The 23,179-nt window shown below is 52.3% G+C and carries 22 protein-coding genes; 4 read left to right on the top strand and 18 right to left on the bottom strand.

The window, feature by feature from the left end:
- Positions 1–37: 37 nt before the first annotated feature.
- Positions 38–1,030 (bottom strand): stalk domain-containing protein, encoded by a 993-nt coding sequence (locus tag SO058_RS06000; RefSeq protein WP_320842082.1) that lies wholly within the window; start codon positions 1,028–1,030, stop codon positions 38–40.
- Between the two features lie 53 nt (positions 1,031–1,083).
- Complete coding sequence (locus SO058_RS05995) at positions 1,084–2,358, bottom strand: S-layer homology domain-containing protein (protein ID WP_320842081.1); 1,275 nt, start codon at positions 2,356–2,358, stop codon at positions 1,084–1,086.
- Between the two features lie 145 nt (positions 2,359–2,503).
- Between SO058_RS05995 and SO058_RS05990 the strand changes: the two genes are divergently transcribed.
- Both SO058_RS05990 and SO058_RS05985 read left to right on the top strand, forming a co-directional pair.
- Entirely contained in the window at positions 2,504–3,448 is a 945-nt protein-coding gene (locus SO058_RS05990) for an L-lactate dehydrogenase (protein WP_320842080.1), read from the top strand.
- Positions 3,449–3,772: 324 nt separating this feature from the next.
- Complete coding sequence (locus tag SO058_RS05985) at positions 3,773–6,010, top strand: M13 family metallopeptidase (protein WP_320842079.1); 2,238 nt, start codon at positions 3,773–3,775, stop codon at positions 6,008–6,010.
- A gap of 39 nt (positions 6,011–6,049) precedes the next feature.
- Here the strand turns inward: SO058_RS05985 and SO058_RS05980 are convergent, their stop codons facing one another.
- Both SO058_RS05980 and proS read right to left on the bottom strand, forming a co-directional pair.
- Positions 6,050–6,910, bottom strand: coding sequence for a mechanosensitive ion channel family protein (locus SO058_RS05980; RefSeq protein ID WP_320842078.1), 861 nt, complete (start codon positions 6,908–6,910; stop codon positions 6,050–6,052).
- 16 nt (positions 6,911–6,926) lie between these two features.
- Entirely contained in the window at positions 6,927–8,366 is a 1,440-nt protein-coding gene (proS, locus tag SO058_RS05975; RefSeq protein ID WP_320842077.1) for a proline--tRNA ligase, read from the bottom strand.
- Positions 8,367–8,441: 75 nt separating this feature from the next.
- Between proS and SO058_RS05970 the strand changes: the two genes are divergently transcribed.
- Complete coding sequence (locus SO058_RS05970; protein ID WP_320842076.1) at positions 8,442–8,744, top strand: carboxypeptidase-like regulatory domain-containing protein; 303 nt, start codon at positions 8,442–8,444, stop codon at positions 8,742–8,744.
- Here the strand turns inward: SO058_RS05970 and thrS are convergent.
- From thrS to SO058_RS05920, 10 genes are all read right to left on the bottom strand, one after another.
- The gene (gene thrS, locus SO058_RS05965) at positions 8,741–10,495 is read right to left on the bottom strand and encodes a threonine--tRNA ligase (protein ID WP_320842075.1); all 1,755 of its coding nucleotides are present in this window, start codon (positions 10,493–10,495) and stop codon (positions 8,741–8,743) included. The two genes, SO058_RS05970 and thrS, sit on opposite strands and share 4 nt — an antisense overlap.
- Positions 10,496–10,827: 332 nt before the next feature.
- Positions 10,828–12,486 (bottom strand): serpin family protein, encoded by a 1,659-nt coding sequence (locus tag SO058_RS05960; protein WP_320842074.1) that lies wholly within the window; start codon positions 12,484–12,486, stop codon positions 10,828–10,830.
- Between the two features lie 60 nt (positions 12,487–12,546).
- A complete protein-coding gene (locus SO058_RS05955) occupies positions 12,547–13,080 on the bottom strand; it encodes a YcxB family protein (RefSeq protein WP_320842073.1) in 534 nt (177 codons plus the stop codon).
- Positions 13,081–13,505: 425 nt separating this feature from the next.
- On the bottom strand, positions 13,506–14,438 hold the full coding sequence (tsf, locus tag SO058_RS05950; protein WP_320842072.1) for a translation elongation factor Ts: 933 nt from the start codon (positions 14,436–14,438) through the stop codon (positions 13,506–13,508).
- Positions 14,439–14,540: 102 nt separating this feature from the next.
- The gene (rpsB, locus tag SO058_RS05945) at positions 14,541–15,278 is read right to left on the bottom strand and encodes a 30S ribosomal protein S2 (protein ID WP_320842071.1); all 738 of its coding nucleotides are present in this window, start codon (positions 15,276–15,278) and stop codon (positions 14,541–14,543) included.
- A 185-nt stretch (positions 15,279–15,463) separates the two neighbouring features.
- Positions 15,464–15,703, bottom strand: a complete 240-nt coding sequence (locus SO058_RS05940; RefSeq protein ID WP_320842070.1) for a YlmC/YmxH family sporulation protein — start codon at positions 15,701–15,703, stop codon at positions 15,464–15,466.
- A 4-nt stretch (positions 15,704–15,707) separates the two neighbouring features.
- A complete protein-coding gene (locus SO058_RS05935) occupies positions 15,708–16,574 on the bottom strand; it encodes a polysaccharide deacetylase family protein (protein ID WP_320842069.1) in 867 nt (288 codons plus the stop codon).
- 63 nt (positions 16,575–16,637) lie between these two features.
- Positions 16,638–18,071: a monomeric [FeFe] hydrogenase gene (locus tag SO058_RS05930; protein WP_320842068.1), complete on the bottom strand. Its 1,434-nt coding sequence runs from the start codon at positions 18,069–18,071 to the stop codon at positions 16,638–16,640.
- 51 nt (positions 18,072–18,122) lie between these two features.
- Positions 18,123–18,674, bottom strand: a complete 552-nt coding sequence (locus SO058_RS05925) for a FumA C-terminus/TtdB family hydratase beta subunit (protein WP_320842067.1) — start codon at positions 18,672–18,674, stop codon at positions 18,123–18,125.
- A gap of 4 nt (positions 18,675–18,678) precedes the next feature.
- Positions 18,679–19,407 (bottom strand): hypothetical protein, encoded by a 729-nt coding sequence (locus SO058_RS05920; RefSeq protein WP_320842066.1) that lies wholly within the window; start codon positions 19,405–19,407, stop codon positions 18,679–18,681.
- Positions 19,408–19,621: 214 nt separating this feature from the next.
- Between SO058_RS05920 and ilvA the strand changes: the two genes are divergently transcribed.
- The gene (gene ilvA / locus SO058_RS05915; protein WP_320842065.1) at positions 19,622–20,833 is read left to right on the top strand and encodes a threonine ammonia-lyase; all 1,212 of its coding nucleotides are present in this window, start codon (positions 19,622–19,624) and stop codon (positions 20,831–20,833) included.
- Positions 20,834–20,867: 34 nt separating this feature from the next.
- Here ilvA and SO058_RS05910 read toward each other — a convergent pair whose 3' ends face one another.
- From SO058_RS05910 to SO058_RS05895, 4 genes are read right to left on the bottom strand one after another with little or no spacing between them, the layout of a single operon-like run.
- Positions 20,868–21,200, bottom strand: a complete 333-nt coding sequence (locus SO058_RS05910; protein ID WP_320842064.1) for a hypothetical protein — start codon at positions 21,198–21,200, stop codon at positions 20,868–20,870.
- Positions 21,201–21,260: 60 nt separating this feature from the next.
- Positions 21,261–21,773, bottom strand: a complete 513-nt coding sequence (locus SO058_RS05905) for a Gx transporter family protein (protein WP_320842063.1) — start codon at positions 21,771–21,773, stop codon at positions 21,261–21,263.
- 25 nt (positions 21,774–21,798) lie between these two features.
- Positions 21,799–22,170, bottom strand: coding sequence for a NusG domain II-containing protein (locus tag SO058_RS05900; RefSeq protein ID WP_320842062.1), 372 nt, complete (start codon positions 22,168–22,170; stop codon positions 21,799–21,801).
- Positions 22,160–23,167 carry an FAD:protein FMN transferase gene (locus SO058_RS05895; protein ID WP_320842061.1) on the bottom strand — a complete coding sequence of 336 codons (1,008 nt, stop codon included), beginning with the start codon at positions 23,165–23,167 and terminating at the stop codon, positions 22,160–22,162. Before SO058_RS05895 ends, SO058_RS05900 begins: the two co-directional genes overlap by 11 nt.
- Positions 23,168–23,179: the final 12 nt, after the last annotated feature.

The raw sequence follows: 23,179 nt of genomic DNA, 5'->3' as shown, positions 1-23,179 counted from the left end.
GGGTTCTGCCATTGGCAGAACCCTTTTTATATATTCTTTAGAGATACAGAACTGTATCGATCAGCTGCAAAGAGTTTTCGCCGAGCAATAATGCAAACAGCTCAGCCGGCACCCAGCTGACGCCATCCACCTCATAAGCCGCCGCGCCCAAAGACATCGGCGCACTCATACCGATAGCCTGCACGCTGGAATAATTATAGAGGTCCTCCCCCAAATAGACCGTGGTTTGGCGCGTATCATTTGCCAGGTGAACGCTCTGGTCTTTGCCGTTCCAAGTGACCTTGAAGCCCAGCGTCTCCGCAACCTTACGTGCCGGGACCATGGCAACGCCGTGCTCTATACGGCCTTCTGCGATCGCAATATCGCCCTCATGAATGATGGTAAAGTTCTGGTCGTTCTGCGGCGGCAGCACGACTTTTGCGGCTGTTGCTTGTCCCGGCATCGAGAGTGCGACCGCATCATACCAAGCAAAAAACCGGGTGCCCATACGGATATCGCCTAAGGAGGCGACCTGCTTAGTTGCTAACGGAGAAATCGGGACATTGGCTGGCAACGTGAGTAGCAGCGTGCCATTTTCAGCTTGTACGGTCGGGCCGCTATTGGTATTGTAAACAATCGACTCTGCGGTCAAAAGATGCGCAGGGGTTTTTTTATCGTCCAAATTGACCAGCACAGCCTGCAGTCCAGTTTGCGGCGGCTCGCTCTGATTCATGGCCTCATCATAATAGACGAATACCTTGTCACCGTCTTTGATGTCACTTTCGGTTGCCATTGTACCGGTCTGCGTATCCATCAGCAACGTGTCAGGGCCAAAATGCAGCACCAGCTTCTCATATGTATCGGTCTTTACTGTCATCTCAGAATACAAACCGGACTTCATCAGCATTTTAATAACTGTGGCCTGCTCACCGATACTATACGGAGAATAGACCGATGCCGTCTGGCTCGTCTGGTCGTCGGCAGCGCCCGCAAGCATACCGACCGACAGCATGGCGGCACTAAGCAGCACCGCAATAAAACGTTTTTTCATGGAAATCCCTCCTTATATTGTCTAGACGTATCCTACGCCGATTCTGTTCCTTATTATTTTACCAGCGGATATTGATCTAAGTTTGACGGTGGAGTAAAAGCTGCGGCCTCCCCTACTTTTTGCAGCTTAAACTCGCTCGCCACCGTTCCCGCTAAACCATTTCCCGAAAACGAAAACTCGATTTTCTGGGAGGCAATACGACCAGCGGATACCGTTTGAGAAATGGAGATAGCATCGAACGCAAGTGCATCATAGCCCTCCACCGCGCTACGAGCCGCGTCAAATACTTGGCGCAGGCGTGCCATGCCTGCCCCGCTGTATGCGATTTCATATTGGTTTCCACTGCGCGTCATAGACTGCACGTATACCAGTGGAACGCGCGCATATCCCTCGTTTAAAACGTGCATTTGGCGAGCCAGGATCTCCCGGCGCGATCGCTGCCCGTTCTGACGCGAATACTGCACGCCGTCTGCCGTATAGCTTTCCGCGGTGAATGTCTTGTCCGCAATACCGGGGGACTGCATCGTCACAATGCGCTGCGTCAGCAGTGCGGGTGTCTGCTTATCGATCCAGCTCGTTTCTTCACTCAGTAATGTAAAAGCATTGTTTTCCTGCTCCGCTTTTACCGTTACCTGGCCGGTGATCTGCATGGCTGTCAGCGCTTCCATTCCCTCTGTAGCCTTGCGGTACGCGTTATAAACAGTAAACAGCTTCTGGTACGGATTAGCGGCGGCTTTATCGACTGCCTCCTCCTGCACGAGCTGATCCAGTAATATTATATCCGTTTCCTTGGCGGAAAGTGCCAGCGCCGTATAGCTCGCTGCGGCGACATGATCGCGCAAAAAGTGATCCGGGTCAACCGTCCCTTTATCATACACGCCTACCTGTTCTGCAAACGCCGTCGCTTCCCGATATGTAAAATCGCCCGCGACTTCGGAATAACCCAGTGCACGCAGTAAAAACGCGCCATACATCTGCGCGGTACACGGTTGTTCCGGCTCAAACGTCGTAGCAGTCGCGCCCGTAGTCAAGCCGTTTTCATATAAATATTGCACATATGGCTTTTCCCAGTTTTGCAAATCGGTAAATGGCGCCTCATACGCCAGTTGTTTCGCTTCTGTTTCTTTTCCCAGCAGGCGCACCAGCATGGCCGCCGCCTCGGCGCGGGTCGGCGCACGGTCAAGCTCATATCCCTGCTGTGTGCCCTGGAAAAGCCCAAGCTCGTGCAGATGATCGGCGCTCTCGGTAAACTCAGCAGCCAAGGACGGCACCGTCAGCGCCGCTGTCAGTGCCAGCCCCACAGCGCAGGCGCGAAAAAATTTATGCATGTCGAAAAAGCTCCTTTTCTGGTTTCTATTTAATATTATACCATGCTGAATCATCCTTGCCAACCATTTCGCCGATCCATTGCACAGTTTACTTTAAAATGAGGCATACTAACGTAACCTAAAAGGAGTTAAGGAGTGTTTTAATATGGTCAGTATTCAAAAATGCGGCGTGATCGGCGTGGGTTTTGTCGGTGCAACCTCGGCGTTTACGCTTGCCACCAGCGGGCTGTTTTCCGAGATTACGCTCGTCGATATGAACCAGAAAAAAGCTGAGGGCGAAGCCGCCGACATTAACCACGGTATTTCCTTCGTACGGCCCTGCCGCGTGCATGCAGGCAGCTACGCCGACCTTGCCGAGTGCGGCTTAATCGTCATTGCAGCTGGCGCCAACCAAAAACCGGGCGAAACACGAGTCGAGCTACTCGGGCGCAACCAAGCCATTATGCAGTCTATTATAGGCGAAATCATGGCGGTAAATCGTCATGCGATTCTTTTAATTGTATCGAACCCCGTTGATGTTCTCACGTATATGGTGCAAAAGATTTCAGGGCTTCCAGCGGGCCGTGTGATTGGGTCGGGTACTGTACTGGACACGTCGCGTCTCAAATATCTTCTCGGTCAACACCTCAGCGTGGATATGCGCAATGTACACGCCTTTATTATCGGTGAGCACGGCGACAGCGAGCTGGCTGTCTGGTCGAGTGCCAATATTTCGGGTGTCGACCTCGCTGATTATTGCCGCATTACCGGCAAGGATTACTCGTTCGGCGCGATGCAGCGCATTTATGAAAACGTGCGGGACGCGGCCTATTCCATTATTGAGGGGAAAGGTGCAACCTACTATGGCATTGGTATGGCTGTTCGCCGCATTGCCGAGGCCATTGTGCGCGATGAACATTCCGTACTCCCTGTTTCCTCCTTAATTTCTGGGCACTACGGAGTGGATGGCCTGTGCCTTGGTCTTCCTTCTGTTGTTGGCCGCAGCGGTGTGGAGTCTGTTCTTGATATTCCGCTTTCCCCAGATGAGCTCAGCCAACTGCAAAGCTCAGCAATCAAGCTAAAGTCGCTTATTACGGAATTAGAGTCCTAATAGGCCAAAAGAGCCGGAACTGCGGTTCCGGTTCTTTAAATTTATAGGGATCCATTGACATTAACTTCTTCTCAGGTTATATTGTATATATCCTTTATGTATAATAATTTTATTTGACATTCTTTTGTTTAGAATATATTATTGTATTATTGGATTCATACATAAACAAAAAAACTGGAAAGGTAGGAGTTTTTTATGAATGGTAAACGTTTGCTTGCCGCGTTTCTTAGCGTTTGTATGCTCTCGATTTCTACACCAGCAGCACTGGCGCTAGAGTCTGAAAACACTTCAAACGAGCCGTTAAACCGAGGGAGGGCCCTCGAAATGCTACTGGACGCCGCAGAAGGGTATAATCCCGACCTGACCCCAGAGCTCGTCATGCACGGCGATGAGGATGGCGATTTAAATGTGGATGCGCCTGTCACCCGGGCGGAAGCGCTCGCAATGTTGAACCGTGCGTTTGGTGGTCTTCCCGCGCCGGTCGGTGATAACGCGCGAAAGGCCTATCCGGCGAGCAATTTCACTGATATACCTGATTGGGCAAGAGAGGAGCTTAAGCCGGTCTTTGCCGCTGGAATTGTCGCTGGTACCAGCGGAACAACCGCTTCTCTCAGCGATACCGTCACAGCGGGACAGCTTCAAAAGTTTATCCAGCGTGTATACGCGCTTCTTGGCTCTAATTTTAAGGATGATTTCTACGCGACTGTCAATAAGACATGGCTGGACAGCTCGGTTTTAAAGTCTGGAACGCCGATCAGCGGCACTTTGTATGATCTGATGTTCGATACCGAGCCGCTTACAAAACTGATCAAACAGGCCATACAAGCGCCTAAAAATGAGGATGAAAAACGCATTTCGGCTCTCTATCATAATATTATGGATTGGGACGCGCGCAATGCGGCCGGCCTTGCCCCGATTCAGCCTTATCTGGACGCGGTACAAAATGCAAAAACGCTGGATGATTTGATGGCGATTAAGCATAAAATGGCCGATGAGTTGGCCAGTAACATCCTGATCGGGTTTGGACTGACCACGGACGCGAAAGACAGCACTCAGTATACCCTCGCTTTTTCCACGTTTTCCCCTTCACTGACTAAGGAAATCTACGCGGAAGATGGCGGCGCCAAGAAAGACGCTTATCTAACGTACGTCCAAACTGTCCTGCAAATCGCGGGTCAGGACGAGGCCAGCGCCAGAGCCGATGCCAATCGCTTTTGGGAAATGGAAAAAGCGCTCTCTCCGAACCGTCTCGATCAGCAGGAATACGGCGATATCGACAAGATCTACAATGTTTACACCATGGAACAGCTCAAAGCGCTGTTCCCCCATGTCGATCTCGACGCTGTGTTTGCAGACAGCGGACTGGCGTTTTCAGACAAGATCATCGTTGCAGACACCAAACTGCTGGAAGCTACCGCGTCATATTTTGACGATGCGCACGTGGAAGACTTAAAGCTGCTGATGCGCGTCAGCCTGCTTATCAGCTTTGGCAACTATCTCAGCCGCGATTTCTGGGATGCGTCCGATGCCTATCAAACGGCTTTTCTGGGAACAGAGGGTTCTCTGTCCGATGAGGAAACCGCAACACAGCTTATTCAGGCTCTTCTGTCCGATGAGCTTGGACATCTGTATGTAAAAGCCTACTTCTCCGAAAAGGCCAAGGCTGATGTGGAGGATATGGTGCATGACTTTATCAAGATCTATAAGGAGCGTATTCAGAAGCTCGATTGGATGAGCGACGCCACGAAGAAAAAAGCAATCGAAAAGCTTGATACCATGGGCGTTAAGGTCGGCTACCCGGACGATGGCAAGTGGAACGACCTGCTACGCGGTGTCACGCTCAAGACCAAAGCCGAAGGCGGTAGCTATTTTGATAATATGATTACCATCGCAAAGGCCAACAAGCAGCTTTTGATTGATTGGCAGGGCAAGCCCGTTGATAAGGGACTGTGGCCGATGAGCGCGTATACTGTCAACGCCTGCTATATGGCCACAAACAATGAGATCGTCTTCCCTGCAGGCATCCTCCAGCCGCCAATGTACGATGTCAACGCCTCGCGCGAAGAAAATTTGGGCGGCATCGGCTATGTGATCGCACATGAGATCACACATGCATTCGATAACAACGGCGCGAAATTTGATAAAAATGGTAATGCCACCGATTGGTGGACTGCCGAGGATTATGCGGCGTTCCAGAAGCTGTGTGACCAAGCGGTCAGCTTTTATGACGGCGTGGAATCCGCGCCCGGCATCCCCTGCAACGGTACGCTGACCCTTTCGGAAAACATAGCCGACCTCGGTGCGGCGGCCTGCATTCTGGAAGCGACGAAAATGGAATCCAACCCGGATCTGGAGACCCTGTTCCGCACCATGGCGCGCACCTGGGCATCGACGATGCCACGCGAAACCGCGGTATACTATGCACAGATCGACGTGCACGCGCCTGATAAGCTGCGCGGAAGTCGCGTTCTTCAGTCTCTCGATGATTTCTACGAAGTATTCGATATCCAGCCAGGCGACGGCATGTATCTGCCGCCTGAGGATCGCCTTTCTATCTGGTAACCAAAAAGCCCCTGTTTCGTAAAGAAACAGGGGCTTTCTTTATGCTTTTTCGATAACTACCATATGCGGATAGGCGATTTCGATGCCCTCCTGTTCATAGGCCGTTTTCACGCTTTGCAGCAGGTCGCTTTTCATTGCCGCCGCCGTCGCGTTATCCTTGGCCCAAACCCAGGCACGCAACGTGACCGCGCTTTCGCCCAATTCAATTACCCGCACCAATACCGCTGGGACATTCGCCGCTTTTTCATCAGGCGTGCGGTTATCCAGATAATCCGGATGACTCGCGACCGCATCTGTCAAAAGCTGTTTTGCAAGCGCAAGATCGGATTCATAGGTCACGCCGATTTCCAGCAACACGCAGACCTTGCTGTCCGCATAGTCTGCATTTTCGATAATCGCGCTGTTCATTTTGCTGTTCGGAATGATGACGCGCTTGTTTTCCCACGTCCGTATGGTCGTATGATGCAGCGTGATCTCCTCGACCACGCCGGAGATATCATGATCCAAATACCGCACCACGTCACCAATGACGAATGGCTTAAAGGCTAGGATCATCAGACCGCTGACAACACTGCCCAGCGCTTCCTGTGCCGCAAAGCCGGCGACCAACGCTATCACTCCGCCTGCTGCCAGCACTTTATTCAGACCTGCGCTTAAAAACGGAATGTTGGACACGATCACTGCAAAGCCGGCGAAATAGACCGCGGCGACCGCCACATAGCGGAGGAACGCCAGAACGGTCGCGTTGCTGCTGCTCACCAGCTTCTGGCGCTCTATCATTTTCCGGAATATCCGGCTGACCAGCTTGGCTCCCCAAACCGTCAGCAGCACCGAGACAACCACTAGCCACGCCGTACCGACAAACGCGCCAAGCTTTGTGCTGAAAAACTCGCTGAGCATGGATTCGATCTCCATCTTAATACGCGATGCCCCACACGATCATTTTGCTTGCAGGCTTGCCGCATACCGGGCAAACCTCCGCGATATGCTCCTGTTCAAATGGCATGCAGCGGCTGGGCATTCCCGTCTCCTCCTTGACTTTCTCTTCACAGGCCAGATTGCCGCACCACATTGACTTTACAAACCCCACGCGATCCTTAAGGATCTCTTTCATATCATCCAGCGATTTTGCAGTATATGTGTGCTCCTCGCGGTTTTGCAGGGCTTTCTGGAACAACGCCTGCTGGATATCCTCAAGCAGCTTGGGAATGGTCTCGCCCAGTTCCTCGAATTTGACAATGGTTTTTTCGCGGTTGTCGCGGCGCACCAGCACGCACTGTCCCTGCTCGATGTCACGCGGGCCTACCTCCAGGCGCAGCGGCACTCCTTTCATCTCATATTCCGCAAACTTCCAGCCGGGCGAATTTTCCGACAGGTCGATCTTGGCGCGGATGCCTGCGGCCTTGACAGCCCCGAGCAGTTCCTGCGCCTTTTCGGTCACGCCCTCTTTATGTGCGGCGACCGGGATAACGACCAGCTGCGTTGGCGCGATACGCGGCGGCAGCACCAAACCTTCATCGTCGCCGTGCGTCATGATGATCGCGCCGATCAAACGGGTCGACACGCCCCACGAGGTCTGATACATATACTGTAACGTATTGTTTTTATCGGTGTACTGCATGTCGAACGCACGGGCAAAGCCGTCGCCAAAATAATGGCTGGTGCCCGACTGCAGCGCTTTGCCGTCGTGCATCATGGCTTCGATCGTATAGGTCTGCTCCGCGCCGGCAAAGCGTTCCTTTTCCGTCTTTTCGCCTTTGAGCACCGGGATCGCCAGATATTCCTCGCAGAAACGCGCATAGATATTCAGCATTTGCAGCGTTTCCTGCATAGCCTCGTTCGCTGTTGCGTGCACCGTATGTCCTTCCTGCCACCAGAATTCACGGCTGCGCAGGAACGGGCGAGTCGTCTTTTCCCAGCGGACGACCGAGCACCACTGGTTATACAGCTTAGGCAGGTCACGCCACGAACGGACGGTCTTGGCATAGTGCTCGCAGAACAGTGTTTCCGAGGTGGGACGCACACAGAGTCGCTCCTCCAGCTTTTCCGAACCACCGTGTGTGACCCAGGCTACCTCGGGTGCGAATCCCTCTACATGATCCTTTTCCTTTTGCAACAGCGATTCCGGGATAAACAGCGGCATCGCGACGTTTTCATGTCCGGTTTCTTTAAACATGCCATCAAGCACATGCTGGATATTTTCCCACAGCGCCTGCGCATATGGACGCAGGATGATACAGCCCTTGACCGAAGAATAGTCGATCATTTCAGCTTTTTTAACGATATCGGTATACCACTGGGCAAAATCCACGTCCATCGACGTGATTTCGCTCACCAGTTTCTTCTTGTCTGCCATTCGCTTCACCTTTTCCCATCGTATCACATAGATTGCAGTACCCAAATCTGCGTTTTAACAAGGGGTTATTTTGCCATGAACTTTTCTCAATCCTTTTATGTCAAGCCCGCCTCGCACGAGGTGGTCGAAACCAAGGTCTCGCTGGCCGCCGACCAGCGGCCAGCCCTGCTCGGCACGGTCGTCAGTGCAGACGATAAACCGGTCGAGGCAGCGCTCGTCACCTTTTACTGCTCAGACGCGCCCGCTACGCCGGTTGGCGCGCTATACACTGATGAACAGGGCCGCTTTGCGTTCGGCCCGTTAGAACCTGGACGGCTGTACCAGGTCAAGGTTTTTAAAAGCAGCAACGATGTGCGTACACTTGAGCAAGGCACTTAATTTAGACGGTGGCTGACCTCATACGTCAGCTTTTCAACGAATGCGTCGAGTTCCATTTGTGTGGTTTCTCCGGTCTTACGGTCACGCACGGAGATCAGCCCCGCTTCCTCGTCCTTATCGCCGACTACGATCATATACGGAACTTTTTCGACCTGCGCCTCGCGGATCTTATAACCGATCTTTTCATTACGGCTGTCGGTTTCAACACGGAAGCCCGCATCAAACAGCCGCGCACGGATCGCTTCGGCGTAATCGGCGTTACGGCCGGTTACGGGAAGCACGCGCGTCTGCACCGGCGCGAGCCAGGTCGGAAACGCTCCGGCAAAATGCTCAGTCAAGATGCCAATAAAGCGTTCGATCGAGCCGAACACCACACGGTGTATCATAACCGGGCGGTGTTTTTCACCGTCCGCACCCGTATATTCGAGTTCAAAGCGTTCGGGCATCTGAAAATCGAGCTGGATCGTGCCACACTGCCAGGTACGGCCTAAACAGTCCTCCAGATGGAAGTCAATCTTCGGTCCATAAAACGCGCCGTCACCCTCGTTAATCTCGTAGGATTTTCCCAATTCATCGAGCGCCGCCTTGAGGCTTTCGGTTGCCATTTCCCAATCGGCGAGTTCGCCCATATGGTCTTCCGGCATGGTCGACAGCTCGATATGGTAAGGAAAACCAAACAGCGAATACACCTCGTCGATCAACTTGACGACACCGATGATTTCATCCTTGATCTGCTCGCGCGTCATAAAGATGTGCGCGTCATCCTGCGTAAAGCACCGCACACGCATCAAGCCGTGCAGCGCGCCGGACAGCTCATGCCGGTGCACCAAGCCGAGCTCACCCACGCGAAGCGGCAGGTCACGATAGGAATGCATCTGGGATTTGTAGACCAGCATGCCGCCGGGGCAGTTCATCGGCTTGATCGCAAAGTCCTCTTCGTCGATGACCGTCGTATACATATTGTTCTTATAATGGCCCCAATGTCCCGAACGCTCCCAAAGCGCACGGTTCAACATGATCGGCGTCGAAATCTCCTGATAGCCCGCCTTGCGGTGTATCTCCCTCCAGTAATCAATCAGCGTGTTTTTGATCACCATGCCCTTGGGCAGGAAGAATGGAAAGCCCGGTCCCTCATCCAGAAGCATAAATAAGCCAAGTTCTTTGCCGATCTTGCGGTGGTCGCGGCGTTTGGCCTCTTCCAGGCGTTCCAGATAAGCATCCAGCTCTTCCTTTTTGGGGAATGCCGTACCATAAATACGCTGCAGCATTTTCTTGCTTGAATCGCCGCGCCAGTACGCGCCGGTCACGTTCTGCAGCTTGACCGCATTGCCCTTGACCCGTCCGGTCGAATCCAGATGAGGGCCTGCACACAGATCGGTAAAATCCCCCTGCTTGTAGAATGAAATGACCGCATCTTCGGGCAGGCCTTGAATTAGCTCGACCTTATACGGCTCCTCGCGTTCTTCCATAAATTTGACCGCTTCACCGCGCGGCAGTTCAAAGCGCTCCAATTTAAGCTTTTCCTTGCAAATCTTCCGCATCTCTGCTTCGAGCGCATTTAAATGCTCCTGGGTAAAGGAAAACGGCGCGTCAAAATCATAATAAAAGCCGTTTTCAATTGCCGGGCCGATTGCCAGCTTGACCTCGGGATATAGGCGTTTGACCGCCTGCGCCAAAATATGCGATACCGTGTGACGGTAAGTGTCCCGGTATTCCTTGTTTTCAAACGTGTACTTGATGTCTTCAGACATGATTTTTCCTCCTTACATGTTCGGGGAGAACAAAAAGGCCCACCCCCGATATCAAAATCAGGGGTGAGCACAAAAACCCACGGTTCCACCCTGCTTGCAAGCCTGCAAACGCAGGCTGCCGCTCGGAGTTCGTAACGGGAACGACCCGTCGCGGAATACTAAAAGGTTCCTCCGCGAAGCTCAGGAATCGGTGGCATATTTCCTCGTCCACAGCCGCTTTCAGCCACGGCGGCCGCTCTCTACTGAACAGTTTGGAAAATATGCGTTTTCCATCATTGCCTTTTTCTTATGAATGTTTTTATTTTAAACCCGAAAACTCGGTTTGTCAACCGCTATTTCGCGCTTTCATACCGTCCGACGAACAAAATCTCACCATTTGCGTTATCACGGATCGCAAACCAAAACGGCGAGTCCGCCGTAAATTCCCGCACGAGCGGCGGGCGGCGGGACGGCATTGCGCCGCCCGCGTTCATGGCGGCGGTGACAGCGGCTGCCTCCGTTCCTTTTTCATCAATGACAATATAGGTCTTTTGCAGCACCGTATCTAGAAAAAGGTTGCCCTGCGGTGTCGATGATGCTATTCCAGACAGGTCGGCGCGACCAGCATCATATACTGTTTTTACGCCCAGCGCTTTCAGCGCGTCGTTGAGCGCAGCGCTGAATTCTATTTTAAATTTCGGAACCGCGACCTGCACCTGACTGTCGGAAAACGTTGCACTATCCAAAAAGTGCTGTGCGTTCAGCTTGCCCGCCGCTTTAATCAAATACATGCTGAAATCCGCATCGTGGAAGGTTTCCCAATTGTCACCCGCCTCGTTATCGACCGCATAATTCCGGTAATCCATCTTGACCGCTTCGATGCCAGGCGTACTGTAATACCCGAACATGTCGGTCTGATGCATAAAATCGGTTTGTGTCTTTGTACCATCCGCGTTTGTGAAAGGCTCCTTTTTCGTTGCGGCTTCATTAAACTCATTTTGCCATGCCGCCTTGAAGTAGACTGCATTGACTAACGCCGTGACAAAGTCTCGGTCGTCCTCCGTCAAGATGGTAGGGATTTTTCCCTTGGTCTTATCCTTTACCCATTGGTTGACCTGCTCCACCGAATTATCATCGGTCACCTTTCGAACTTCGGCGCGATAGTTCTCCCGCATGGCAGCTTCAAACGCGGGTTTGAAGGCGCCTACTCCACCATATTGGGTCTGGTTCAGCCAAATTGAATTCGCGGTGTCAAGCGACATAATGCGGGCATAGCCGTCGTATGTTTCAAGCTGAGATTTGACCTCGCGGTTAAACGCAGTAAGCTCGGCTATTCCCAATGCATTTAGTAGCTCACGTTGCGTTTGGCCTCTCGCACCATTTGCCAGCATGGCGAGGCACATGCGTGCAGAGTAGGGGGACAACATAAAGTTACCTTCCCGTTCCACATTCTGCACCAGTGAATCCGCGAAAGACAGAGTTTCCGGCTCGCCGATAGCACCAACCGCTAGCTTGTTTGCATTGGCAATCCAAGTTTCCGCCTCGCTGTCCATCACTTCCGCATTGGGATAAAACTCCGCGCGATCTCCCGTATCGATCACGCCATACATCCAGCATTTCTTCACGCCGTCCTGCGCCCATTTAGGGATATTTTGCATGCTGGGCGCGCCCGTACCACATCCGGGTGGAAGCGTGGTATACTGGTATTCCAGATAACGGCCTAAGATCGCTGCGGCCTCCTGACGGGTGATCCGGTCATCCGGACGGAACAAGCTATTTTCATCACCGTTTACTAGCCATTTCGCATAAGCCCAGCGAACCGCCGTATTCTCCTTGCCCACATCGGAGAACGGGCAGTCGGCATTCTCGTATTGCGCGAGATCTTCACCGGATGCCTGCGCCAACAGTTCCACAAACATGCCGCGTCCGATCACATGATCAGGCATAGCACCAGCCAAGACCGGTAGCGCGATACACAGGGTCAGCGCCAGTACTAAAATCCGCTTTTTCACAAAAATCCCTCCCAGCCTTTCATTTACTGGGTTAGACGGGCAGAATTGCAAAGCGTTCCCTCAGCATTTTAGGGCTTCGTCTTCAATGTACGCCGTAATGCGATCATAGAAGGATAAGCGCTGTTCATCGTTTTCAAACGCGGTAAACGGCACAATCACCGCGGAAAACTCGTCTACAAACACATAGTAGTGCCCCTCGTCGGTTGCAATACGCTGTACCGCCTCATACTGGTAGGTCGTGTCCTCATTTTCACCGACCAGCCGAAATGTTTTGTCCTCCAGTGTCAAGGTTTTCGAGCCGCAAAGCTGTTTGTTGTTGGCATTTTTTAAAATCCTGTCTACATTCTTAATCATTTTGCGCCTCATATACGGTGGTACACCGAAGAAACATACCGCAGCAAGCGCCACATATACCACCACCGACCATGGCGAAAGTTTGAGCCAATACATTAGCCCGGTTCCGCCAAGCAGACAGATTGCGGTGGTCGCAATGCGCGTGGTAAGCATGCTACGCTGGACGATTGCGTTATTATCGAAATAATTAAGATTGAATGCGATATAATCCTCTTTGGTAATATCGTATTGAAGTTCCATGTCTATACTCCTTTTCCGTTCTGTTTTTATTGTATCCGACAGTACAGCAAATTGCAAGAAAAAGGCAGTCCTATTCCGAGTCTTTCTAAAAACCTTTTTATAGTTATCTATTCAATAACGGGCCTATCGTCCGCTACTTTGACTTTGGACAATTTACTATTCTTGAACAGGGACATAAAAATGTCGATCAACCTACAATAATGCAAGCTGCGAAAGTAGGAAAAGCGAAAAAGTGTTCTTGGAAAATTAAAAAAGAACCAGAAGATACAATTGTATCTTCTGGTTCTTTAAATTCTTGGTTGTTTCAGTATCCACCGTCGCTTATTTTGTCCTTCTGCCCTTGATTTCCCTTCCGGAAACCTTCAAAAATGGGCCAAAATCGCGGACGATTGGACTGTTATTCAGCGCACGACAGCAATTCTGTTTTACTTAGCCATCGAGGCAACTTCGGCCGCAAAGTCATCCTGCTTCTTCTCGATACCCTCGCCCTTTTCAAAACGAATGCACTTGACGAGCTTAATCTCTCCGCCCAGTTCCTTGGCGACAGCGGCAATATGCTGCTCTACGGTCACCTTGTTTTCCTTGACGAACGCCTGCTGCAGCAGGCAGTTTTCTTCGTAGTACTTGCCGATACGACCATCGACCATCTTATGGATAATCTGCTCCGGCTTCGGCTTGGCGGCCGTCTTATTTTCCTCGAGCGCCTGCGCCAGTAGGATCTCCTTTTCCTTGGCCAGCGTGGCCTCATCAACCTGCGACTTGTCCATAAACGCCGGATTCATCGCCGCGGCCTGCATACCGATATCCTTGCCAAGCTCCTTGACAATCTCGTTGCCTTTGAGGTTATCAGAAACCTGCAGCGCAACCAGTACGCCAATCACGCCGCCCATGTGGGTGTAGGATACGTTGACGGTCGAAGCGTCAAAACGCTCGAAGCGGCGGATCTGAATGTTCTCGCCGATAGTCAGCACCTTTTCCTGCAGCGCTTCTTGTACGGTGAGTTCACCCAGCTTGCATGCCTTGAGCGCCTCAACGTCAGCCGGGTTCTCGCTCATCACAACGCCAGCCAGATCGGAAACGAACTTCTGAAAATCAGCGTTCTTAGCAACGAAGTCGGTCTCAGAGTTGACTTCAATGATCGCACCTACGCCGCAGTCGCCGCATACGGTCGCGCAAACAACGCCCTCAGCCGCAATACGGTCGGCCTTCTTAGCAGCCTTAGCCAAACCCTTTTCGCGCAGCAGTTCAATCGCCTTGTCAAAATCACCATCTGACTCGGTGAGCGCTTTCTTGCAGTCCATCATGCCTACGTTGGTCATTTCGCGAAGCTTTTTTACGTCAGCAGCGGTAAAAGCCATTTTAAATTCCTCCATTTTTCTATCAGTAACTAAAAAATCCGTAGGACGCTTCGCCCCGGCGCGCCGGGACAAACGCGCCCTACGGTTTACAATTTTATTCGATTAAGCCTGCGCAGCCGGCGCTTCGGCTTCTGCCTTAGCCTCGACCTCGAGCTGCTCGCCCTGCTTGCCTTCCAGCACAGCGTTTGCCATGGTCTGGGAGATCAGCTTGATGGCACGGATCGCATCGTCGTTGCCCGGGATCACATAGTCGACCTCGTCCGGGTCACAGTTCGTGTCAACGATCGCAACGATCGGGATACCCAGCTTACGGGCTTCGGCGATTGCGTTCTTCTCCTTGCGGGAGTCGACAACGAACAGCGCGCCCGGCAGCTTCTTCATCTCACGCACACCGCCGAGGTACTTCTCGAGCTTGGCGATTTCGAGCTGGAGCTTGATAACTTCCTTCTTCGGAAGCAGGTCAAACGTGCCGTCTGCCTGCATCTTCTGAAGCTGGTTCAGACGAGCAATACGGGTACGCATGGTCTTAAAGTTGGTCAGCATGCCGCCCAGCCAACGTGCGTTGACAAAAAACTGTCCCGAACGCTCGGCTTCCTCACGAATTGCGTCCTGCGCCTGCTTCTTGGTGCCGACAAACAGGATAGATTCGCCCGCAGCAGCGATATCGCGAACGAAGAAATACGCTTCTTCCAGCTTCTTGACGGTCTTCTGCAGGTCAATGATATAGATACCATTGCGTTCGGTGAAGATGTACGTCGCCATCTTCGGGTTCCAGCGGCGGGTCTGGTGGCCAAAGTGTACGCCGGCCTCCAGCAGCTGCTTCATAGAGATAACTCCCATTTTTCGTTTCCTCCTCGGTTGTTTCGTCCACTCCGGGTCATCTGACAGCGGCAACCTTTCGGTCACCGGCCGCTTTCATCGCGGAGTGTGAGAATTTGATTATCACACGTCAATCGTGCTTTTATAGGATAGCATAGCCGGACACGGTTGTCAAACATTTTTTGCTTATATGCGCGGATTTATACTTATTTTCTCCATCGAACCAGAATATAATCCTCGCCCAGCGTCTCAATGCAGTTCCACGGGATCACACAATCCTCACGTGAAAACATATTTAAGAACCCGCCACGCCCAGGTACAACAATTGCTGTGATGTTACCGCCAACCGGGTCGATGACCAGATCGATCACTTCGCCAAGACGCGCGCCGTCACATAGGTTGATAACCTCCCGGCAGTGCAGATCAGAAAAACGCAGACACTCCATCCGCTCACTCTCCCAGCGCTTTTTTCATATAACTTGACGTGCTGACTCCTGCCGGACGGTTAAAGCGTCCCATACCGTAAAGGCACTCGGGATCACGCGTCACAGTGTTGATCTGCTCCGAGCAGCCCAGCGTGCACTGAAAGCCCATCGACCGCAGCACTTGCTCGCTTTCTTTTGAACATGCGCCGAATGGGTAAGTATAGCAGGTTGGTTCGGGTAGGCCAGCCTCGACAAGCAATTCCTGCGTCTGCTCGGTGTCCTCACGCAGGAACGATTCATAGCTGACTTCATCCTCGCCCTTACGGCGCAGACAGCCCCGGCGCTCACCATATTCATGCAGATTCCATGAATGGTTTTGCACCTCGAACACATCCTGCATTTCTTCCAAATGTTCCAGCTTCAGGTGCGACCAGTAAGCATTTTCCTCACCGTTTTCGGTAAACAGCGCGGTCTGGCTACCAATCACCGACACCACCGCCCGCATGCCTCGGTCTTTCAATAACGGATACGCATAGACATAATTGTTGAAGTACCCGTCGTCAAACGTTATCATGACCGGCTTTTGCGGAAGTGCGGCTCCCTCTTTGACATAGGCGAGCAAGTCGGCCACTGTAATCGTTTCGTATCCTTCTTTTTTTAGATAATCCAAATCGGCTGCCAGTGCGTTCGGGCTGAGCACATACTTGCCCTGCCTTGCCCCATCCTTCAAAATACTATGGTACATCAGGATTGGCAGCTCGACGCCCTCCTCCTTGCCAAACGCGGCAACAGGCATATCCCTGCCCCATACCCGTGTGCCGCCTATCAGACCGCACAGGATGAGAACAGTGCATAGCGCCTGCACCGCCGTACGCCGAAACCCCAGTTTCATAAAAATCCCCCTTCGGACGTTCCTTGCAAGAAAGGATATGTCCGAGGGGGAACTATTATGTTGTTAGACCTGCACCTTATACTTGTCAATAGCTGTCTGTATTTCCTGATTCTCAGCCTTTTTGCCGTATTGGTCGACCTTCATGCGGCTCTTGGGTTCATGGTTGAGGCTGCACGCACCGCCAACGCAGCCGCCGACGCACGCCATGCCCTCAATAAAGTTTTTATCCAGCTTTCCGGCCTTAGCTTTTAGCAGCGCCAGCTTGCACTCTTCAATGCCGTTGCAGACCTCTGCCTTGACCTCAAATTCCAGCCCCTTTTCCTTTGCAGCCTCCAGTACCGCCTCCGTCAGACCGCCGCTGCGGCCGAAAATGCGGCCCCAGGGCGACGCGTCGACCAGCGCGGTTTCATCGAGCACATTGAGCTCAATCTCCCGGGCATCCAACATAGCCTGCAGTTCTTCAAAGGTGATGACGCAGTCAATCCATAAATCGACTGTCGGCTTCTGCTGCTCGGCTTTTTTTGCCGTACAAGGGCCGATAAAAATCGTCTTGACCGGCATATCCGCATTAATTTTGACATACCGGCCAATCTCAGCCATCGGCGACAGATTATGCGATATCTTATCCGCCAGTTCGGGCACCTGCTTTTGTATGTACGATACGAAAGCCGGACAGCAGGACGAGGTCAAAAAGCCTTTTTCCACGAGTTCGTCCGTTTCCTTGGAGGCGACCATATCGGCGCCCATAGCGGCCTCGACGACATAATCAATCCCGAGCTTTTGGATACCGGTCACCACCTGTCCGAGGCTTGCCTCATCAAACTGCGCGGCGAGCGCAGGGGCAACAATGGCAGCCACCTTATAGTTCTCGCCATGATGGGCGTTTTTGATAATATTGATCGCATCCACCATGAACGATTTATCCATGATCGCGCCAAACGGACACTGGTAGACGCAAGCGCCGCACGCGATGCATTTATCGATATCAATCGCTGCTTTCTTTTCCTCGTTCATCTGGATCGCGCCGACCTTGCACGAGCGTTCGCACGGGCGGACATGCTCCGTGATCGCGCCATACGGGCATACGCGGGCGCATTTGCCGCACTCGATGCATAGGTCGGGATCAATGACTGCCCTGCCGTTTTTGGACTTGGTAATCGCATGCTTGGGACAGTTTTTAATACAGCGCTGCGAAATACATCCGCGACACGACTCGCTGACCTGATAGCGTTCCACCGGGCATTCATCGCAAGCGATCGGAATGACCTCAATCACATTGGGATTGCGCCGGTCGCCGCCCATGGCGAGACGGACGCGTTCCTGTGCAATCGCGCGTTCTTTATAGATGCAGCAACGCATAGTCGCCTTTGGACCGGGTGAAATGATTTTAGGGATTTCATAATAGCTTTCCATAAGGTTTCCGTCGTACGCACGTCCGGCGACCTCTTTCAGCACACGGTATTTCAGCAACTGTACATCGGTTTCAAAATTGCGCACAGCATTCTTCCTCCATCTATCCTAAAATAGCAAAAATCCTTTGTCTCACGCCTATTTCTTATATTCGGCTACACCATCACGGTACAAGTTTCCACCCACGCAGTCCTGCGATACGATTGCGCTGAAGTTTTCGACCGTCAGCCGTTTGACCGACTCACAGCCCAATTCATCATAGGCGATCACTTCGACCCTTTTGATACTGGCCGCTTTTGCAGCGCCCGCGCCTCCGATCGCCACCATGTACACGCCGCCGTTTCGCGCCATCGCATCCTGCACAGCTTGGCTACGTACCCCCTTGCCGATCATGCAGGCAAGGCCGGCATCTAACAGGCGGGGTGCATAGGGATCCATGCGGCCCGAAGTCGTCGGACCGACCGAGCCGATTACCTGCCCCGGCTTGGCCGGGGTCGGACCTGCATAGTAGATTGCAGCTCCGTCCAAATCGAACGGAAGTGGCTCGCCCCCATCCATCGCAGCGACGATTTTTTTATGCGCCGCGTCGCGCGCGGTATAAACGGTTCCCGTTAGGCTGACCGTATCCCCTGCGCGCAGCTTTGGGGCCATATTCTTTAGTTCGTTGGTATGTAGATCATAATGTGCCATGGCTTTAGTCCTCCGTCTTTGGGCGCAGGCCTGCCAGCATGTCGCGAATGCCTTTCGCCTTTCCATCGTTCGCCTCAGGCTTGCCAAGCGTATTGCTGATACGGTCGATTTCCCCAATCACTTCGTTGGCTTTCCGCGCCATCTCAGCCGATTCTGCCTGGCTACGCGCAAGTACGGCACTATAAGTCTCTTTGGCTGCATCAATCTGGCGCTTAACCTGGTCAATCATATCTATAGATTGCCGCCGGAGCTTTGAAAGCTCGTTTTTGGCATCTTCCTCCAGTTGCTTAGCGCGCCGATAGGCGGACAACTCCATTTCGGCGATTTTATCCTTAGATGCAGCGTATTCACCGCATTTCTCGGACAGTTTAGCATTTTCCTCTGCCAGACGGTCATTTTCTTCTGCCAGAGCTGCCGCACGGGCGCTTTGGGCTTCAATTTCAGCCGTCTGCATCGTAAAACCCTTTTCGATATCGTCCAGCTTAGCGCGAATCTGATCCGCGTCCAGTGTCATTTCGCCTAAACGCTCAAGCAGTTCGGCATTCTTCGCCATCAACTGATCGTTTTGTGTACGCAGTTCAGACAGCGCGGTCTGCGATTCGGTCAGCGAGTTTTGCAGTGAATCGGTATGCTCATGATAATTCCGGTCGGTTTCCTCTATGTAGCGCAGCACGTCTTCCCGCCGAAAACCGCCGAAAACTGCGCCGCGAAAGCCTTTCATCTGCTCGTCCATGCCAGTCTCCTCCATATGTGCACATTCGCGCACTATATCTATGTTACAATTATAACAAAGTGTCATTTAAATAGCAACAGTGTTTTATTTTTATTTCAACATTTAATAACAAATCCTAAGTCTAGCAAGCTGTTACCGCCCATAAAGCGCCTCTTGCATTTGACCTGCAAGCGTGCTAAAATAATGTTTATCATGCTAAATTGGAGAATAAAACATGCTTGAACTCAAGGATTTTGAGGCGGCCGCCGACCGCCTGAAGAACGTTATCCACGACGTTCCGCTCTCGACCTCCTGCACTTTTTCGCAAATGACTGGCGCTGAGGTCTATCTCAAATATGAAAATCAGCAAAAGACCGGCTCATTTAAAGTTCGCGGTGCCTACAACAAGATCATGAAACGCTACAAAGAAGGCGATCTGCATGCCGTCGTCGCATCTTCTGCGGGTAATCATGCTCAGGGCGTCGCATTTGCTGCATCGTCGGTCGGCGTGAAGTCCACTATCGTTATGCCACGCTCGACGCCGATCGCCAAGGTCTCTGCTACGCAAGGGTATGGCGCTGAAGTTGTTCTTGCTGGAAATATTTACGACGAAGCCTATGCCCGCGCCTGCGAAATCTGCGAAGAAACGGGTGCTGAGTTCATCCACCCGTTTGACGATGAAGATGTTATGGCTGGTCAGGGCACGATCGCGCTGGAGATTCTGCGCGACCTGCCCTTTGTCGATATGATCTTTGTCCCGGTTGGCGGCGGCGGCTTAATTTCAGGCATTGCAGCCTGCGCCAAACAAGTCAATCCGCGCATCCAGATTATCGGCGTGCAGGCTGAAGGTGCGCCTGCGGTCGCTAATTCTTTCCGTACCGGAGAACTGACGCCGTCCGATTCAGTCCGCACGATCGCGGACGGCATCGCCGTAAAGACACCCGGTACGACCACTTTCCAGTATATCAAGCAGTATGTCGACCGCGTTGTGACGGTATCTGACGCCGAAATCGCTTCAACCGTTTTACTGCTGCTCGAGCGCACTAAGCAGGTCGTCGAAACCTCAGGGGCTGCTTCGCTCGCGGCCGTCCTTAACTCCAAGGTGGATATCAAAGGCAAAAAAGTGGTCTGCGTGCTATCGGGTGGCAATATCGACGTATCTTTTATTCATAAAATCGTCGAAAAGGGCCTCGTTACCCGGTGCCGCCACCTGAAGTTTTCCACCATCATGCCTGACGCGCCCGGCGCGCTGGAACGCTTTTCTCATTTGGTTGCCGATCAAAACGCCAATATCATCCTGTTCCAACACGACCGTGTTCAGGCTGATCTCGATATCGGAGAGGCTATAATACAAGTCGTTTGTGAGGTCGGTGGTGTGGAACATGCGCAGCGCTTGATCGACAAGATGATCGAAGAGGGCTATCAGGTATTTACCACGCAGATATAACAAAACAGCTCCCCGGTTGGGGAGCTGTTTTCTTTTACGGCTTAGCCGTCGTGTTGTCTGTCATACCCGTGCCGTTTTCTCCGGCATTGTTGTTGGTTGTGTTGTTGGCATTGTTTTCATTGCCAGTCAGCGCCTCGCCGGCGTCTTCCAGCCCATTTCCAACCGCGTCGCCTACGTCGTTCGCGCCGTTCTCCAGCGCATCGCCCGCGCCTTCGGTTGGATTGCCGGCATCATTCTTGTTTTCATCCGTACCCTGGGTGGTGCCGTTGCCGTTTGCATTGTCATCTGCCGGTGTGTCCTTCGTGTTCGAGCAGCCACAGCCGAGCAGTAGCGTCAGCAGGGTCAGCATAGCGAAAAGCTTTTTCATTACAGTTCCCTCCTTGCATGTTTGCTCATAGTATGGGAACGTTTTTTCTCTTTATGCGCCTTATGCGCCAAAATTAATTTTTTTCATATGAGAAAGCGCCGCGGAGCAGGTCAGCCCCGTCACCAGGCCAAGCGGTACTGACATGACCAGCAGAAACGGCAGATATGCAACCACCGCACCCGTATTCATCCAAAACACTGCCGCTACCACCTGGCCAACATTATGTACCGCCGCGCCTACGACACTGATCCCCAATAGAGAGCAAAACCGCCCCTCCGCATGCAGAAGCGCCAACATTGCGAGCAGTGACAGCAAACCGCCCGTTAAGGAAAAAATCATTGCGGTAATGCTACCCATCAGCAAAGACGCCAGCACAACACGGCAGATCAGAATTGCAAAGGCGTCCCGCACGCGCAGCTGGGTAAGCGCAAACAGCGTGACCACATTTGCCAAGCCCAGCTTAATACCCGGCACCGGAATCACCGCATCGAGCGGAAATAGGCGTTCGGCAATCGACAGTACGATTGCCAGTCCGGTCAGCAGTCCGCAAAGGGTCAGGCGCTTTGTTTTCATAAGCGGTTTCCTTTCTTTAAAATTTTTAAGATACAATCGCATCAACTTCGCTCTTGCCGCCGACAAGTTTGAGCACAACTTTATGCGGCAGGCAGACTGCGGCTTGACCCGCGCGCGTCAACGTACCCGTACGCACGCAGACTTGGTCGCGGCAATCGGCCTGCACCATGCGCGCGGTCTTGCCCGAGAGCACAATCAGATTATGCCCCCCCAAATCGATTGTCTGATTTGTCTTATCGGTCAGTTCGACCCTCTCAATCTGTACGCCGTCCTGCCACACTTCGGCATACAGTCGATCACCGGCAGTTTGAAGCGACAATATGACTGCCAGTGTGCCCGCCGTCACCAGCACAGCTGCGATAATGACCAAGTCTCCCCATTTTAACTTACTGCACATAGGTATATCCTTTATCCTCGCCATCAAACGTGAAGGCACAAATCTGCTTCACCTTTGGTGTCGTATGGATCTGTTTGTCCGCTGTGATAAACACAGCAGCTATCCCATTTGCTGCACAGAATTCCATACCGTCCTCCAGCCCCATGACAAACAGTGCGGTCGTCAGCGCATCAGCCATAGTTGAGTTCTCGTCAATCACGGTCACACTGCGCAGCCCTGAATCTGCCGGATAGCCGGTGCGTGGGTCAAAAATATGATGATATCGCTTGCCGCCCTGCTCAAAATAACGCTCATAGTCGCCCGATGTCACGACTGACAAGTCCTCTACCGCGACCGTTGCCAGATAATCGGCGGTATTGTCCGGATCGGCAATGCCAACAATCCATGGTTTGCCGCTGTTCGAGCCTACAGCGTAAATATTACCGCCCAGCATCAGCAGCCCAGAGGCATCCGCCTGTCGTAGAATCGCAGCGCACTCATCAGCGGCAATTCCTTTGGCAATACCGCCAAGATCAAGCTGTGCACCGTTTCTCAATGTCACTTCCCACGTATCCGATTCATTTAATTTTCCAATTTCAATATTGTCTGCACCAATCTGCAGGAGCGCTTCGTCGATTTTTTTCTGCTCTGGCACGCACGCAGCATCTGTACCAATACCCCATAAATCAGTCAATACCGCAACAGTTGGATCAAAGCATCCTTCTGTCCAGGAAGACAGCGACGCCGCCTCCTGAATATACGCTGTCACCAACGACGGAAGTGTTTCGCTTGATAGAGCATTGATCTGATAAATTGCACTGTCCGCACGTGTACGGGACAGTAATTTTTCCAATTCGTTTACCTTTTGTTCGCACTGCGCAGCGAGAGTTTGTGCCTTCTGGCCTTGCACCCGAACGGACATAAAAGTATCCATGGCAAAAAAATCTGTCAAATATTCCTTTGGCGCACAGCCGCTGAGCAGAAAAAGCGGCAGTAACACCGCTAGAAGTCGTTTCATACAGACAGTCTC

Origin of the sequence: Agathobaculum sp. (genome assembly GCF_034098985.1) — a bacterium.
Taxonomy (GTDB): domain Bacteria; phylum Bacillota; class Clostridia; order Oscillospirales; family Butyricicoccaceae; genus Agathobaculum.
This window is presented reverse-complemented; position numbering and strand designations above follow the sequence as displayed.